The organism is Cryobacterium sp. TMT2-15-1 (genome assembly GCF_004402345.1).
GTDB classification, from domain to species: Bacteria; Actinomycetota; Actinomycetes; order Actinomycetales; family Microbacteriaceae; genus Cryobacterium; species Cryobacterium sandaracinum.
The window spans coordinates 48,301-61,768 of the sequence record NZ_SOGD01000006.1 but is presented as its reverse complement, the minus strand read 5'-3'; the positions used below and the strand labels follow the sequence as shown (position 1 = coordinate 61,768).

13 protein-coding genes are annotated in these 13,468 nt (G+C 65.9%); 1 reads left to right on the top strand and 12 read right to left on the bottom strand.

Annotation, left to right across the window (positions count from 1 at the left end):
• Positions 1-2 precede the first annotated feature (2 nt).
• The 10 genes from lnt to E3O62_RS00770 all read right to left on the bottom strand — a co-directional run bounded on the left by lnt (position 3) and on the right by E3O62_RS00770 (position 10,280).
• Positions 3-1,547: an apolipoprotein N-acyltransferase gene (gene lnt / locus E3O62_RS00815; protein WP_134397216.1), complete on the bottom strand. Its 1,545-nt coding sequence runs from the start codon at positions 1,545-1,547 to the stop codon at positions 3-5.
• Between the two features lie 9 nt (positions 1,548-1,556).
• Positions 1,557-4,010: an RNA helicase gene (locus tag E3O62_RS00810; RefSeq protein ID WP_134397214.1), complete on the bottom strand. Its 2,454-nt coding sequence runs from the start codon at positions 4,008-4,010 to the stop codon at positions 1,557-1,559.
• 9 nt (positions 4,011-4,019) lie between these two features.
• The gene (gene tatC, locus E3O62_RS00805) at positions 4,020-4,772 is read right to left on the bottom strand and encodes a twin-arginine translocase subunit TatC (RefSeq protein ID WP_134395563.1); all 753 of its coding nucleotides are present in this window, start codon (positions 4,770-4,772) and stop codon (positions 4,020-4,022) included.
• Positions 4,773-4,819: 47 nt separating this feature from the next.
• A complete protein-coding gene (gene tatA, locus E3O62_RS00800; protein ID WP_104102079.1) occupies positions 4,820-5,041 on the bottom strand; it encodes a twin-arginine translocase TatA/TatE family subunit in 222 nt (73 codons plus the stop codon).
• Positions 5,034-5,378, bottom strand: a complete 345-nt coding sequence (locus E3O62_RS00795) for a hypothetical protein (protein WP_134397212.1) — start codon at positions 5,376-5,378, stop codon at positions 5,034-5,036. Before E3O62_RS00795 ends, tatA begins: the two co-directional genes overlap by 8 nt.
• 3 nt (positions 5,379-5,381) lie before the next feature.
• Positions 5,382-6,377 (bottom strand): YafY family protein, encoded by a 996-nt coding sequence (locus tag E3O62_RS00790; RefSeq protein ID WP_134397211.1) that lies wholly within the window; start codon positions 6,375-6,377, stop codon positions 5,382-5,384.
• The gene (locus E3O62_RS00785; RefSeq protein WP_241973233.1) at positions 6,374-7,435 is read right to left on the bottom strand and encodes a YafY family protein; all 1,062 of its coding nucleotides are present in this window, start codon (positions 7,433-7,435) and stop codon (positions 6,374-6,376) included. Before E3O62_RS00785 ends, E3O62_RS00790 begins: the two co-directional genes overlap by 4 nt.
• Before the next feature lie 34 nt (positions 7,436-7,469).
• Complete coding sequence (locus E3O62_RS00780) at positions 7,470-8,438, bottom strand: FKBP-type peptidyl-prolyl cis-trans isomerase (protein WP_134397209.1); 969 nt, start codon at positions 8,436-8,438, stop codon at positions 7,470-7,472.
• Positions 8,439-8,518: 80 nt separating this feature from the next.
• A complete protein-coding gene (locus tag E3O62_RS00775) occupies positions 8,519-9,550 on the bottom strand; it encodes a tRNA (adenine-N1)-methyltransferase (protein ID WP_134397207.1) in 1,032 nt (343 codons plus the stop codon).
• Positions 9,551-9,575: 25 nt separating this feature from the next.
• Positions 9,576-10,280, bottom strand: coding sequence for an HAD family phosphatase (locus tag E3O62_RS00770; RefSeq protein ID WP_134397256.1), 705 nt, complete (start codon positions 10,278-10,280; stop codon positions 9,576-9,578).
• A 96-nt stretch (positions 10,281-10,376) separates the two neighbouring features.
• On the opposite strand from E3O62_RS00770, the gene E3O62_RS00765 reads away from it, so the two are divergent.
• Entirely contained in the window at positions 10,377-11,321 is a 945-nt protein-coding gene (locus E3O62_RS00765) for a proteasome assembly chaperone family protein (RefSeq protein WP_241973232.1), read from the top strand.
• Here E3O62_RS00765 and mshC read toward each other — a convergent pair.
• On the bottom strand, positions 11,318-12,598 hold the full coding sequence (gene mshC / locus E3O62_RS00760; RefSeq protein WP_134395557.1) for a cysteine--1-D-myo-inosityl 2-amino-2-deoxy-alpha-D-glucopyranoside ligase: 1,281 nt from the start codon (positions 12,596-12,598) through the stop codon (positions 11,318-11,320). The genes E3O62_RS00765 and mshC overlap by 4 nt on opposite strands.
• A 13-nt stretch (positions 12,599-12,611) precedes the next feature.
• Entirely contained in the window at positions 12,612-13,466 is an 855-nt protein-coding gene (locus tag E3O62_RS00755) for an undecaprenyl-diphosphate phosphatase (protein WP_134395556.1), read from the bottom strand.
• Positions 13,467-13,468: the final 2 nt, after the last annotated feature.

Sequence of the window (13,468 nt, the reverse complement as noted above, 5' to 3'; positions counted from 1 at the left end):
TTTTACCTGCTACGCGCCCGATTCCGTCGGGCGCGTAGCGCATTAACGGAGCACAGCACAAACCCGGCGAGGCCGAGGCCGCACACCAGCCACTCGATTGCCCGTCCCGCCGCCATCGCCGGGGTGACCGTGTCGCTCAGGGGAACTGACTGCACCATCGCTCCGGGAAGCCAGGTCGGCAAACGGTCGAGCGTGGCACCATCCGGCGTGATGATGGCGCTGGTGCCCACGGTGGAGATATTCACGACCGTGCGCCCGGCCTCGATGGCTCGGAGTCGCGCGATGGCCAACTGCTGCACGCTTTCGTCGGTGCGGCCGAAGTCGGCGTTGTTCGTCTGGGCGAGGATGATCTCGGCCCTGGCGTCGACCATTTCCTGAACGAGCTGGTCGTCGGCGATATCGAAGCAGATGGCGATCCCCGCCACGATCCCATTGATGTCGAAGACGTTGTCCCGCGTGCCGATGGAGTAATCGCGCGCGACCAGGTCGATCAACTCGGGAGCAAATGGCCGCCAGAACGCACGGTCCGGCATGTACTCCGCGAAGGGCACCGGATGCACCTTGTCGTAGATGTCGACGGCGCCCTCCCCCTCTTGCCACAGCAGAGAACTGTTGTAGAACTTGTTGTCCCGCTGCGTTATCGTTCCCGCGATGATCGGGACGCCCATCCGGCGGCTGAGGAAGTCCAGGTTCTTGGCGGCATCCGCTGAACGAAGGGGGTCGATGTCGCTGGCGTTCTCCGGCCACACGACGAAGTCGACCTCCTCGTCGATGACGGCCAGGGTCGCTGAAGTGTGGTCCGCCAGGATCTGCCCCGGTGAGTAGCGCGCGAACAGACCGGCATCCGATGCACCCTGGATGGCAGCCAGACGCACCTCCCCCGTCTGTACCGTCGGCCAGGCCGGTACGACCAATACGACCGCGATCGCCCCTGCGGCGACGCCTGAGCGCACGGTGAGTCGCACCGGGGTTTCGCGGAGCAACTGCAGGGCCAGGGCGCAGAGCCAGACCAGGACGAAGCTGAGCCCCGACATGCCGACCCAGGCCACCAGTGAATTGAACGGGCTCTCGGACTGGGAGATGGCCACCCTGCCCCAAGCGAATCCGCCATACGGCCAAACCGAGGCGAGTGCTTCCCGCGCCGTCCACAGCCCAGCCACGACCACCGGCACCACGCCAAGGCGGCCCAGGCTGGTCGGCCACACCCGCGGCCCCGTTTCGAGCACGACACCGATCAGCGCCAGGCTGATGGAGAAGAATATGGTTTGCAAGCCGGCCAGTGCCAGCCAGGGCACAGATCCGAGATAGAGCGTCAGCCAGCTGATGTGGATCAACCAGAACGCTGATCCGGCCACCATCCCGATGAGCAGGCCGGACCAGAAACCACGCCCCAGCAAGGCACAGAGCATCAGGAAGACTCCGACCAGGGCCAGAATCCACCACGACCGATCGGGAAACCCGGCGTCCAGGATCGCGCCTGCCGCCGCGGCGAGCACAGTAGCGGCCGGCAACGGGAGGGCCAATGGCCGAAGGGTCCCCGAGATCACGTCATCAGCCTAGGCGACTGACGAGTAGGCCACGATCCCACGGCGGATCGCATCCATGGCCTTGCGAGCGGTGCGACCGACGGGGTCGTCGGCCACGACCGAGAGCTGATCCAGAAGGTCGATGGTCTGCTTCGTCCAGCGCACGAAGTCCCCCGCCGCCATCTCGGCCTCATCCAGGACGTCGATGAGCGATCCGGCTCGCGCCCACTTCCACATCGCCAGGCTGAGTCCCACCGCGAGGGGGTTGCTGCCGGGAAGCTTGTGATCGCGTTCGAGATCATCGAGGCGGCTCCACAACTCCTGGGTCTCGTGCAGGGCCTCGCGGAAGGTGCCCTTGGGCAGGTAACGTTCGTCGATCAGACCCTCCTCGCGGCGAGGCTCGAAAACGAGAGCGCAGGCCATGGCAGCGAGACCCGCTGGGTCGAGGTCATTCCACAGGCCCCGGCGTAGCGATTCCGCCACCAGGAGGTCACGGTCCGCGTAGATGCGGCGCAGGATCAGGCCGCTCGGGCTGAGCGTGACCGTGGCGTCGGGATTCTCGAGGAGATAGCCGTAGCCCACGAGAACTTCGGTCACCCGGTCGAAGACGCGTGCGACGGCGCCGGTGCGTGTCGTAATCTGCTGGGTGACAGTATCCGTGTCTCGCCTCAGCGTCCACCAGCGCTGTGCCCACCGTGCGTGCTGCTCGCGCTCTGGGCAGCTATGGCACGGATGCTCGCGCATGCGCTTACGCAGGCTGCCGAGTTCTCGCTGGCGACGCTCGCGCGCCGCACGAGCGCCGGTCTCCCCGGCCGCATTCTGGCGCTCGACATCGGTGAGATTGCGACGAATGGCGGAATATTCGGTGAAGTCGCCCAGGTGGCAGACCATGGACTGTGCGAACCCGGTCAGTGACTCCTCCTGGTGTCGCACTTTGCGTGCCAGGTCGACGACCGCCCGATCGGCCTGGAACTGGGCAAACGAGGACTCGAGTACCTCACGCGTGCGTTCCCGACCGAACTGGTCGATCAGGTTGACGGCCATGTTGTAGGTCGGTTTAAAGCTGGAATTGAGCGGGTAGGTGCGGCGGGACGCGAGTGACGCCACCGTTTGAGGGTCGAGTCCGGAAGCCCACTGGATCAGCGAGTGGCCCTCGATGTCGATGCCGCGTCGCCCGGCCCGACCGGTCAGCTGGGTGTACTCCCCCGGGGTGACCGGCACTCTCGCCTCGCCGTTGAACTTCTCGAGTTTGTCGAGCACCACCGTACGGGCCGGCATGTTGATGCCGAGCGCCAAGGTTTCCGTAGCGAAGACGGCCTTCACGAGCTTCTTCTGGAACAGCTCCTCAACGACCTCCTTGAACGCCGGCAGCAGCCCGGCATGGTGGGCGGCGACACCCCGCTCGAGGCCGTCGAGCCACTCGAAGTAGCCGAGCACGCCGAGGTCTTCGTCGAGCAGCGTACGGCAGCGCTCGTCGACGATCTGCCGGATCTCCTCGCGCTCCTGAGCGTCGGTCAAGCGCACGCCGGCCCGCAGTACCTGGCGGACCGCCTGGTCGCAGCCGACTCGGCTGAAGATGAAGAAAATCGCCGGGAGGAGATGTTTGCCCTCGAGCAGCCGCACGATCTCGGAGCGGTCCATCCTCCCCGGTTCGAAACCGCCACGCGGCTGGGTCCCCCGGCCGCGATCGCGGTCGCCGCCCCGGCGTCCGTTCGCCGAGCGGACGCCGGGTGCGCGCCCGCCCGACTGGGCCAGCCGCACCAGCTCCGGGTTCACCCGGTGGGTCCCGGCCAGGCCGGCCGCGTCGAAGAGGTCGAGCATTTTGCTCTTGACCAGCACATGTTGTTCGAGCGGGACCGGTCGCTCTTCAGAGACGATGACATCCGTTTCGCCGCGGACGGCCTGCAGCCAGTCGCCGAATTCTTCGGCGTTTGAGACCGTGGCGCTGAGCGAGACCAGACGTACGTCCTGGGGCAGATGGATGATGACCTCTTCCCAGACGGCGCCGCGGAACCGGTCGGCCAGGAAGTGGACCTCGTCCAACACGACGAAGGCAAGGTTTGTGAGGAGGTCCGAATCGGCGTAGAGCATGTTGCGCAGCACTTCAGTCGTCATGACCACGATGCGGGCCTGCGGGTTCACGTTCGTGTCACCGGTGAGCAGGCCCACGGCATCCGCCCCGTATTCCGCGACGAGTTCCTGAAACTTTTGATTGCTCAGCGCCTTCATCGGGGCGGTGTAGAAGACCTTCTTCCGTGAGCTCTGCATTGCCAGATAGATCGCGAACTCGGCGATCAGGGTTTTGCCGGCACCCGTGGGCGCGGCGACGAGCACGCTGTTACCGTCTTCAAGAGACGCGCAAGCGGCCAGCTGGAAGGGATCCAGTCCGAAGCGGAGCCCGGCGCGGAATGACTCGAGGCGGGGCCGGCCGGCGCGGGCTCGGGAGGCGGCATAGCGTTCCGCGGGCGATTCAAGGTTGGTCATCGGATGCGCTCAGAGCGCCAACTCCTGTTCGAGGGAACGGGCGCGCCGGGCGGCACGTCGATCGTGGAGGTACGCGATTCCGTACGCGGCGAAGTAAAGCACGACCATAGGGATGGCCAGAAGAAACATTGAGATCACGTCGGCAGCAGGGGTGGCGATCGCGGTGAACAGTGTGATCAGCAGGACGGCGATCCGCCAGGATTTGATGATCGACTGAGCACTGATCACTCCGGCCAGGTTGAGCAGAACGATGAAGACGGGGAGCACGAAAGCCACACCGATCGCGATCATGAGCTTCAACACGAAGTCGAGGTAACTTTGCGCGACGATGAGAGCGGCGTCTTCCTTGGGGGCGAAACTCGTCATCAGTCCGACGATGTTCGGTAGAACGAACCATCCCGCGGCGCAGCCCGCCAAGAACAGCGGAATGGCGGTGAAGAGGAAGCCGAAGGTGTACTGCTTTTCGATGCGGGTGAGGCCGGGAACCAGGAACGCGAAGATCTGGAAGAGCCAGACCGGGCTGGACACGACGAGACCCACGTAGAAGGCGATCTTCAACTTCAGGTCAAAGGCACTTGTGATGTCTGGGTAGTTCAGCTGAGCCGTGCGGTCCTGCGCCTCGATGATGGCGTAGATCGGCTCGCGCAGGGCGTCCCACACGAAATCGGACAGGAACCAGCCGACGATCGCACCAACCAGAATTCCTGCCGCAGCAAGGAAGAGACGCTTGCGCAGCTCGAGCAGATGTTGCCCCAGCGACATTTTTCCATCAGTGGCCGTGCGCCGAGGGATTCGCCCCGCCACGGGACTTACGATTTCGTCGTCGGGTCGGCTGTGCCGGCGGCCTTCGAAGAATCGTCAGCGCTGCCGGTCGTTTCGGCGTCTTCTTTGTCACTCTTGATCTCGTTCTTGAAAATCTTCATGGACTGCCCGAGGCTGCGGGCAAGGCCGGGAAGCTTGGGCGCACCAAACAGAAGCAGAACGATGACGAGGATGATCAGGAAGTGCCATCCGGTCAAGTTGTTAAGCATCAGTATCTGTCCTTTGGGTCAGTGGGCGAGTAATAAACAGTTTACCTCTGGCGATCAAGGAATCCCGCCGCCGCTGTCGACGTTGCGCCCGGTCACGCTGAACAAGTTCGAGGGCGCGGTAGAGGTCGGCGGGCTTTGTGAAGACGGCCGGTTGGAACCGGACCTGGGGCGGCATCTCCTGCCCCCGGGTGACGTCAGCGACACGATCGCCGAGTTCTTGAAGGGCCTCCAGTGTGGCCATGACCTTCTTGAACAGGGCGAACCCGAACCAGGCCAGCATCGCGAGCAGACCGAGCACCAGGCCGATCCAGATCAATGCCCACGACCACCACGGCATCGTCTACTCCCCCACGTCTGTCGGTTCGGACTCGTCGTAGCGGGCCACACCGGCGGCCGCCCACTCGCGCACGACCGCGCGCGCCTCGGCCGGGTCAACCACTTCCACGACTCCGGCGAGGCCGCTGACGAGGCGTTTGAGGCCGTGATAATGAGCCACTTTGAGTGTCCTCCGCACTCTGTCCCCGGGTGCTCCGGGGGCGCCGTATGGTGCGTAGTCCGCGAGCAGCGGAACGGCAGACGTCGGGAGTTCAACCGTCACATCCTGGTCGGACGCGGAGCCCTCGAAGAGGGTCTCGGTCGGCACGGCATCGGCGGACCGGGGGTTGGTCGGCACGTCGGTCACGTGCAGATCGCTCATGCGGTCGAGGCGAAAGGTGCGGGCCGCTTCGCGGAGGTGGCACCAGCCGCGCAGGTACCAGTCCCGGTCCACAGTCTGGATACGCCACGGGTCGACCCGGCGCAGTTCATTCTCGCCGCGGGCATTCAGGTAGTCGAACTCGATCTGTACTCCGCCGCGGACCGCGGCCTGCACGACCGCGATGCTGCTGCGGGCATCCGTGCCGGCAACGGCAACTTGGCTGGGAGCCGCTGAGGCGCTGCGGGTGAGTTTCGCCATCAGCGACGCGATCGCGTCGACGTCCGCATTCTCCGGTAGCGAGGACAGGTATTGCAGGCCGGCGATCAGCGCGGCGGCTTCTCGGGCGGAGAAGCGCGGCGAGTCGTCGATGGCCACGAGGTGGGTGAGCACGATGAGGTCGTTTGTTTCGAACTCGTCCCAATGGATATCGAACAGGTCGCCGTGCAGGTACTGGCGGGTTTCCCCGGGGATGCCGGAAACCGCGATGAGGTTGACCGCGTCGCGCACCCGGTCAGGCGACACCCCGAAGTGCTCGGCGACGTCGGTCACGCTGATGCGGTCATGGTCCATCAGGAAGGGAACCAGCGCCAGGAGGAAGGTCAGTTTGTCGGATGCTCCGAGTGCCGGATCGCCGTTCATTCGTCGGCCGCCGTCGTGGTGTCCGGGTGCGCATTCAGATCGAAATCGGTGTGGGCATCCCGCACGGTGATCAGGCGGGACCGGACCGCTGTGCGCAGGGCCGCGGGCGAGTGCACCAGAACCTCCGGGCCGTAGCCGGCGAGCTCGTCGGCGAACACGTTGAGATCGGTGAAGTTCAGGTGCAGAGCGGATGCGTCCGCGTTCGTTCGAATCTCTCCCGAAGCGTCTCGCTTCGACAGTCTCACCGCGGCATCGCTGCCCGGCCGGGCGGCGATCACGGCGATGTTGGCGGTCCACAGCGCCTCGAGCTCGCTGAGCGCTTCCTGCCCCTGACCGTCACCGTGCGCCACGAACGAAGCTCCGGGGACCGTCACCACCGGGCCCACGATCCGGGAGAGCAGGTACGTGCGGGTTGCCGCAGCATCCTGGTCGGTGCCGAACAGGTGCCATCGTCCGTCGTGCAACACCATGGCGCGGGGCTCGACCTGACGGCGGCGCGCCGCCGCCTCGCCGGGCTTCAGATAGAGGAATGCGACAACCTGACCGCGATCCATTGCCTTGCTGAGCGGTTCGAAGGACGCCTCCCGCACGCGCAGGGACGGCGAGTAACCGAGCACGGGATCGCTCGAGTCGATGCCCAGCGCATGCAGTTTCGTCATCGCACGCCTGGACTCCGCAGACAGGGAGCCCTCCCGCCAGACCGTCGCGGCTAGCTTCAGCAGCATGAGCTCGTCCGGGCTGAAAGTCACGTCCACCGGAAGCTCGTAGAGTCCCTTGGGGATGCGGTAGCGCAAATGGTGGTTGCTTCCGGGATCGTCCGGCGGCTCAACCACCTCGAGCGGAATGCCCAGTTCGCGGATGTCGTCTTTGTCTCGTTCGAACTGCCGCTCCAGGCTCGCGTTGTCGCCGCCGGGGAGGTAGCGCTGGCGGTACCCCTGCACGGTGGACAGAATATCGGCCTTGGTCAACCCGACTTCCGTTGCGATGAGCGCAAGTACCAGGCTGAACAGGCGTTCTTCTACCGAAACACGGCTGTTCTTTTCAATGGTGGACGGCACGCTGCGAGTCTATCCGCCGCTTGCAGGCCGAGACTTAGTTCACGCCGAGGATATCGATGACGAACACGAGCGTTGAGCCTGCGGGGATCTTCTGCGAGGCCTCATCACCGTAAGCCTGATCGGCCGGGATGACGGCGATTACCTGCGAACCGACGGTCTGCCCGATGATGGCCTGGGCGAACCCGGGAATCAGCCCGCCCTCGGTCTTGGAACCGTCCACGATCAGGAACTCGGCCGGTTTCCCGGTCTGCCAGCTGGAATCGAAGACCGTGTTCTCGTTCCAGAGCACGCCCGTGTAGTGCAGGGTCGCAGTGTCGCCTTCCGGGACCTGCTTGCCATTGCCCTTCTTGAGGACGCCGATCTGTAGCTCGGTCGGCGGCTCACTCGACGGAATGGTGAGGCCGGGGGTTCCATCAGTCGCAAGGACAACGGACGGAAGCCCGCTCGCGACCGGCTGGTTGGCGCCGTTGGCCCGGAGCAGGTTGGCTCGCACGACGTCGATCACGAAGACCAGCGAGTCGTCGGCGCCGATGCCACTGTTGGGGTCTCCGCCGGCCGGACCGAGCCCGTCGTCCGGGGAGACGATGAGAGCCAGCCGGGATCCGACCTGGGCGCACTCCAGGCCCATCGCCAGGCCCGGGAGCGACTGCTCGTCGTCCAGGACGATGCTGGCCTGGTTGACCCCGTCGTACTCGCCCGCGCTGATCAACGCACCCGTCGTACCGTTGTAGAGGCTGAGGTCAAGCTTGACCAGCTGATCCGGGACGAGACCGGCACCCGTGCCGGCGATGATCGCACTGGCCTGGGTGGTGTCCGTCTTGAGCGGGGTCGGGAAGTCCACCGTCGGCGCGGAGCCGAATTCTCCCGACACCGACACGAGCTTCGACGCCGCCCCCTTCGTGACCGGCGCCTGGCAGTCTGCGGCGTCGACGGGGGTGCTGCAGCCGGTGAGGACCGCGACCACCAGGCCAGCGGAAGCGATGAGTGCAGGAGCTCTACGCACGGGATCTCATTTCAGTGTGGGGCAGGTGATTGTGCGGGACAGGGGCAAATTCGGGGCCGGATGGCAGGCCGATCCCAATTCTAACGGGCGTTGGGTGCGACGTCGTCTGGTTCGCCCGCGTCGAGCCCGCGAGCCTTCGAGATGGCCGCGCCTGTCTCGGCCATCCGCACGCGCTTGCGCATGACCTTCGAGCTGACACTGCGTTCGCCGAGCGCGCCCGGGGTCCAGGCCTCCACATCGGCATCGGAGAAGTCGGTCTTCGACGGACGGCGCTTCAATTCGGGAAGAATCGTGTCCGGGGCGAGACGGCGGGCCGTGATCAGGAAACCCGTGTGCCCGATCATCCGGTGATCGGGCCGCACGGCGAGACCCTCGACGTGCCACCCGCGAACCATGGTCTCGTTCGAGTCCGGGTTCGTGTAGAGACCGGTCGCACGGATGGCCTCGGCCACCCGCGAGAGCTGGGTCACCGTGGCCACGTAGCAGAGCAGCACTCCGCCGGGCTTGAGCGCGTCCGAAACAGAGCCCAGGCACTCCCAGGGCGCGAGCATGTCGAGCACGACCCGGTCCACGCTCTGAGCCGGCATCGTGTCGGGCAGGGTATCGGCGAGGTCGCCGAGCGTGATGCTCCAGTTGGCGGGATCAGACCCGAGAAAGGTCGCGATATTGTCACGCGCGACATCCGCGAACTCGCTGCGGCGTTCGAATGAGGCCAGCCTCCCGGCGGGGCCGATGGCGCGCAGCAGCCAGAGCGACAGGGCGCCGGAACCGACGCCGGCCTCCACCACAGTCGCCCCCGGGAATATATCGGCCTGCGCGATGATCTGGGCGGCATCCTTGGGATAGATGATGGCAGCACCGCGCGGCATCGACATAACGAAGTCGTTCAGCAACGGCCGTAAGGCGAGGTGCTCCACGCCGACGTTGTTCGTGACGACCGAGCCGTCCGGGACACCGATGACGTCATCGTGCGCCAAAATTCCCCGGTGGGTGTGGAAGACCTTGCCTGGTTCCAGGGTGATCGTGTTCAGTTTGTTCTTGGGTCCGGTCAGCTGTACCCGGTCGCCGATCCGGAAGGGGCCGCTGTTTTGGATGACCTGGTTGTCGCTCATGCGTGGGTTATGTCCTTGCTCTGGGTCAGTGTGGGTCGGTCGGGGCCGGCCTGCGGCCGAGGGATCCGCGACGGGCAGTGTACAGCGAGGTGAAACCGTGAAGAGTGCGACCGGCGAGGGTCGGCCAGAGATCGTAGTGCGCGCTCTCGGGTAGGGGCACCATATGCGGGATGCCGACGACGACTGCCCCGGATGCCACGGCGGCCGCGATCCCCGGAACGGAATCCTCGACCGCGATGCAGTGCTCGGGGTCGACGCCGAGCAGCCCGGCGGCCGTCAGGTAAGCCTCTGGATGCGGCTTGCTGTGCGTGACCATATCGCCGGCGATAATGGTGTCGAAGGCGGTGAATCCGACAAGTTCGGCGATCTGTCGCGCCATCCGCTGCTGCGACATGGTGACCAGCGCCATGGGGACGCCGGCGGTCTTGAGCTCGGCGAGCAGTTCGAGCGCGCCGGGCCGCCACGGGGCACCGCAGGTTCTCAGGAGTTCCTGGACCCGGCTCGTGAGCCGGTGCACGATGGCGTCGCCGGCCAGGTCGACGCCCCGATCCTGCAGGATGACCGCGGAACCCTCGAGACCGGAGCCGACCAGCAGCATGGCGTCGCTGTGGGACCAGACGCCGCCGAAGGACTCGACCAGTTCCGTCTCGGCCTGCATCCAGTACGGCTCGGAGTCCACGATGGTGCCGTCCATGTCCCAGAGCACGGCCGCAGGCAGGGGGGAATTGATTCGGATCGCGTTCACGGAGTTCAAGTGTAGGGGCACCGCCTATCCTTGATGGATGGTGCGCCGTGCGGGGCACCCCGTCGAAAGAGGTTTCAGACAGTGACAGAGGCTAATGGGTTCCTCAACGGTCGCCTCCTGGTGGTGGCGTTCGAGGGTTGGAACGACGCCGGCGAGGCGGCGACCGGCGCCGTGGGCACCCTGAAGGATCTGCTGGATGTCTCCCCGGTCATAGAAATCGACCCAGAGATCTACTTCGATTATCAGTTCAACCGGCCCACCATTTCGGCCGGCGGCGAAGACGGCCGGCGCAAACTGGAGTGGCCGGGTGCCGTACTCTACGGACCGACGACCCCCGCCGAGGCCGGGGCTCCCCTGGCCGACGACGCGCAGCTGCGCGTCAGCGGCACGAACGCCGGAAACATCTATCTGCTCCTTGGAACGGAACCGTCTCGCAGTTGGAAGGGATTCGCCGCAGAGATCCTCGACGCCGCCCTCGCCGCGGATGTCGGCGGCATCGTCTTCCTCGGGGCGATGCTGGCCGATGTTCCCCACACCCGGCCTATCTCCATCTTCGTCTCCAGCGACAACCCGCAGGTACGGGCCGAACTTCAGGTTGAGCGCAGCACCTACGAAGGCCCCGTCGGCATCCTGAGCGTGCTCGCGATCGCCGCGGAGGAGGTCGGCATTCCGACCCTGTCGATCTGGGCATCCGTTCCCCACTACGTGCACAACGCGCCGTCGCCGAAGGCGATGCTGGCGTTGATCGACAAGCTCGAGGAGATCATCGACGTCGTCATCCCGCGCGGCGACCTGGTGAGCGAGGCCGATGAATGGCAGAGCGGCATCGACACGCTGGCGGCCGAGGACGACGAGATGGCGGCCTATATCGGGCAGCTCGAACAGGCTCGCGACACGGTCGATTCCCCGGAAGCCAGCGGCGAAGCTATCGCCCAGGAATTCGAGAAATACCTGCGTAAGCGCGGCGATGGCCGGGACGGCCCCGGCGAGGGGCGCCCGCCGACCGACTCGCCCCGGCAGCCCTAAAGAGCCACGCCGAGCAGCGCGTCGACCGCTCGGGCCAGCAGTGCCGGCTCGTCGACTCTGTCGGAGTCTGCTGCGGCGGCATCAACGACCGCCAGCGCGCCCGGGGTGTCAAGGTCGGCGGCGAGGGCAGCCCGCAGCCGTTCGATAATCGCGTGCGTGTCGATGGTTCCGGCCGTGCCCGCTGCCCCGAAGGCCGCGGTCCAGGCCGCGAGGCGGGCCTCCGCCACTCGAAGGTGCGCGTTCGTCCACTCCCAGTCGGTGCGGTAGTGCTGGTCGAGCAGGGCCAGGCGGATTGCTCGCGGGTCGGTTCCCGCGGTGCGCAGTTTGGACACGAGCACCAGATTTCCGAGCGACTTGCTCATCTTCTCGCCCTGATAGGCCACCATGCCGGTGTGGCTGTAGACGCCGGCAAGCGGATGCCCGGATAGGGCTGCCGCGTGCCCCGCACTCATGTCGTGGTGCGGGAAGATCAGATCGCTGCCGCCGCCCTGCACCGTGAAGTCCGTGCCGAGTTCCTTCAGTGCGATGACCGAACACTCGATGTGCCAGCCCGGACGGCCGGCGCCGACGCGCGACGCCCAGGACGGTTCCCCGGGGCGGGCCGAGCGCCAGAGCAACGGGTCGAGGACATCCCGCTTGCCGGGACGGGCCGGGTCTCCCCCGCGTTCGGAGAACAGGGTGAGCATGGCCTCGGAGTCGAGATTGCTCTCGTCGCCGAGCGTCCACGAGGTTGCGCGCTGCGCGGCCTCGATGTCGAAGTAGATGTCGGAACCGGCCGCCTCCGTCGGCTCGGGCGCGCCTGCGGCGGCCGCGTCCATGGGGACCGGGTACGCGAGGCCGGCGTCCCAGAGCTGGGCCACGGCATCCGCAATCTCGTCGATGACCTCGGTGACGGCGACATAGTCGTTCGGCGGGATGATCCCTAGTGCCTCCATGTCGGTGCGGAAGAGGTCCACCTGCGACTCGGCGAGAACCTCCCAGTCGACGCCGGTGGCGGCCGCTCGCTCGAGGAGCGGGTCGTCGACATCCGTCACGTTCTGGGCATAGTGCACCCGGTAGCCGCCGTCCAGCCAGACCCGCTGCAGGGTGTCGAAGGCCAAATAGGTGGCCGCATGGCCGAGGTGCGTGGCGTCGTAGGGGGTGATCCCACACACGTACAGCCGGGCGACGTCTTGGGGTTTGGCCTCGATCAGGGCCGCGGTGGCGGTGTCGTGCAGCCAGGGTGCGCCGGACTGACCGGGGAGTTGCGGAATTTCGGGTCGTTGCCAGGCACGCATCGTCCCAGCCTAACTAGGCGGAGATGGTGTTCGTCACCAGCAGGCCGATCAGCATGAGGCCGAGCACGATGCGGTAGATCACGAACGGCAGGAAGCTACGTCTGGAGATGTAGCTCATGAAGAACTTGATCACGAACAGGGCGACGACGAAGCCGACGACCGTGGCCGCCAGGGTATCCCACGGGCCGAAAATCTCCGGGGTGCAGTTTGTCGCACCCTCCAGACACGGCTTGGCGATCGCTTTGTACACCTGGAACAGCCCGCTGCCGAGAACGGCCGGGATGGCGAGCAGGAACGCGTAGCGGGCGGCGGCGGCGCGCTCGTACCCCATGAACAGGCCGGCGGTGATCGTGCCTCCCGAACGGGATACGCCGGGGATCAACGCGAGGGCCTGGGCGAAGCCGTAGACGATGCCATGGGGAACGGTGAGGTCGCCCAGCCGGCGGCGCTTGGCCCCGACGTAGTCGGCGATTCCGAGCAGGACGCCGAAGCCGATCAGCACGCTGGCGGTAATCCATAGGTTGCGGAGCGAGGACTCGATCTGGTCCTGGAAGAGCAGGCCGAGCGCCACGATGGGCAGTGATCCGAGGATGATCAGCCAGCCCATCCGCGCGTCCGGGTCCGCGCGCGGAACCTTGCCGACGAGGGACTTGGACCACTGACCGATGATGCGCACGATATCGTGCCAGAAGAAGATCACCACGGCAGCCTCGGTACCGATCTGGATGATCGCGGTGAAGCGGGCTCCCGGGTCATCTCCGGTCCCCAGGAATTCCCCGACGATACGGATGTGGGCGCTGGAGGAAACCGGGAGGAATTCGGTCAGTCCCTGCACGAGTCCCAGGATGAGTGCGTCGATGAAATTCACGA

Coding starts and splice junctions, on each gene's coding strand:
- E3O62_RS00775 (WP_134397207.1), bottom strand. CDS start 9,550: ATGAGCGACAACCAGGTCATCCAAAACAGCGGCCCCTTCCGGATCGGC.
- tatC (WP_134395563.1), bottom strand. CDS start 4,772: ATGTCGCTGGGGCAACATCTGCTCGAGCTGCGCAAGCGTCTCTTCCTT.
- mshC (WP_134395557.1), bottom strand. CDS start 12,598: ATGCGTGCCTGGCAACGACCCGAAATTCCGCAACTCCCCGGTCAGTCC.
- E3O62_RS00790 (WP_134397211.1), bottom strand. CDS start 6,377: ATGAACGGCGATCCGGCACTCGGAGCATCCGACAAACTGACCTTCCTC.
- E3O62_RS00795 (WP_134397212.1), bottom strand. CDS start 5,378: ATGCCGTGGTGGTCGTGGGCATTGATCTGGATCGGCCTGGTGCTCGGT.
- tatA (WP_104102079.1), bottom strand. CDS start 5,041: ATGCTTAACAACTTGACCGGATGGCACTTCCTGATCATCCTCGTCATC.
- E3O62_RS00810 (WP_134397214.1), bottom strand. CDS start 4,010: ATGACCAACCTTGAATCGCCCGCGGAACGCTATGCCGCCTCCCGAGCC.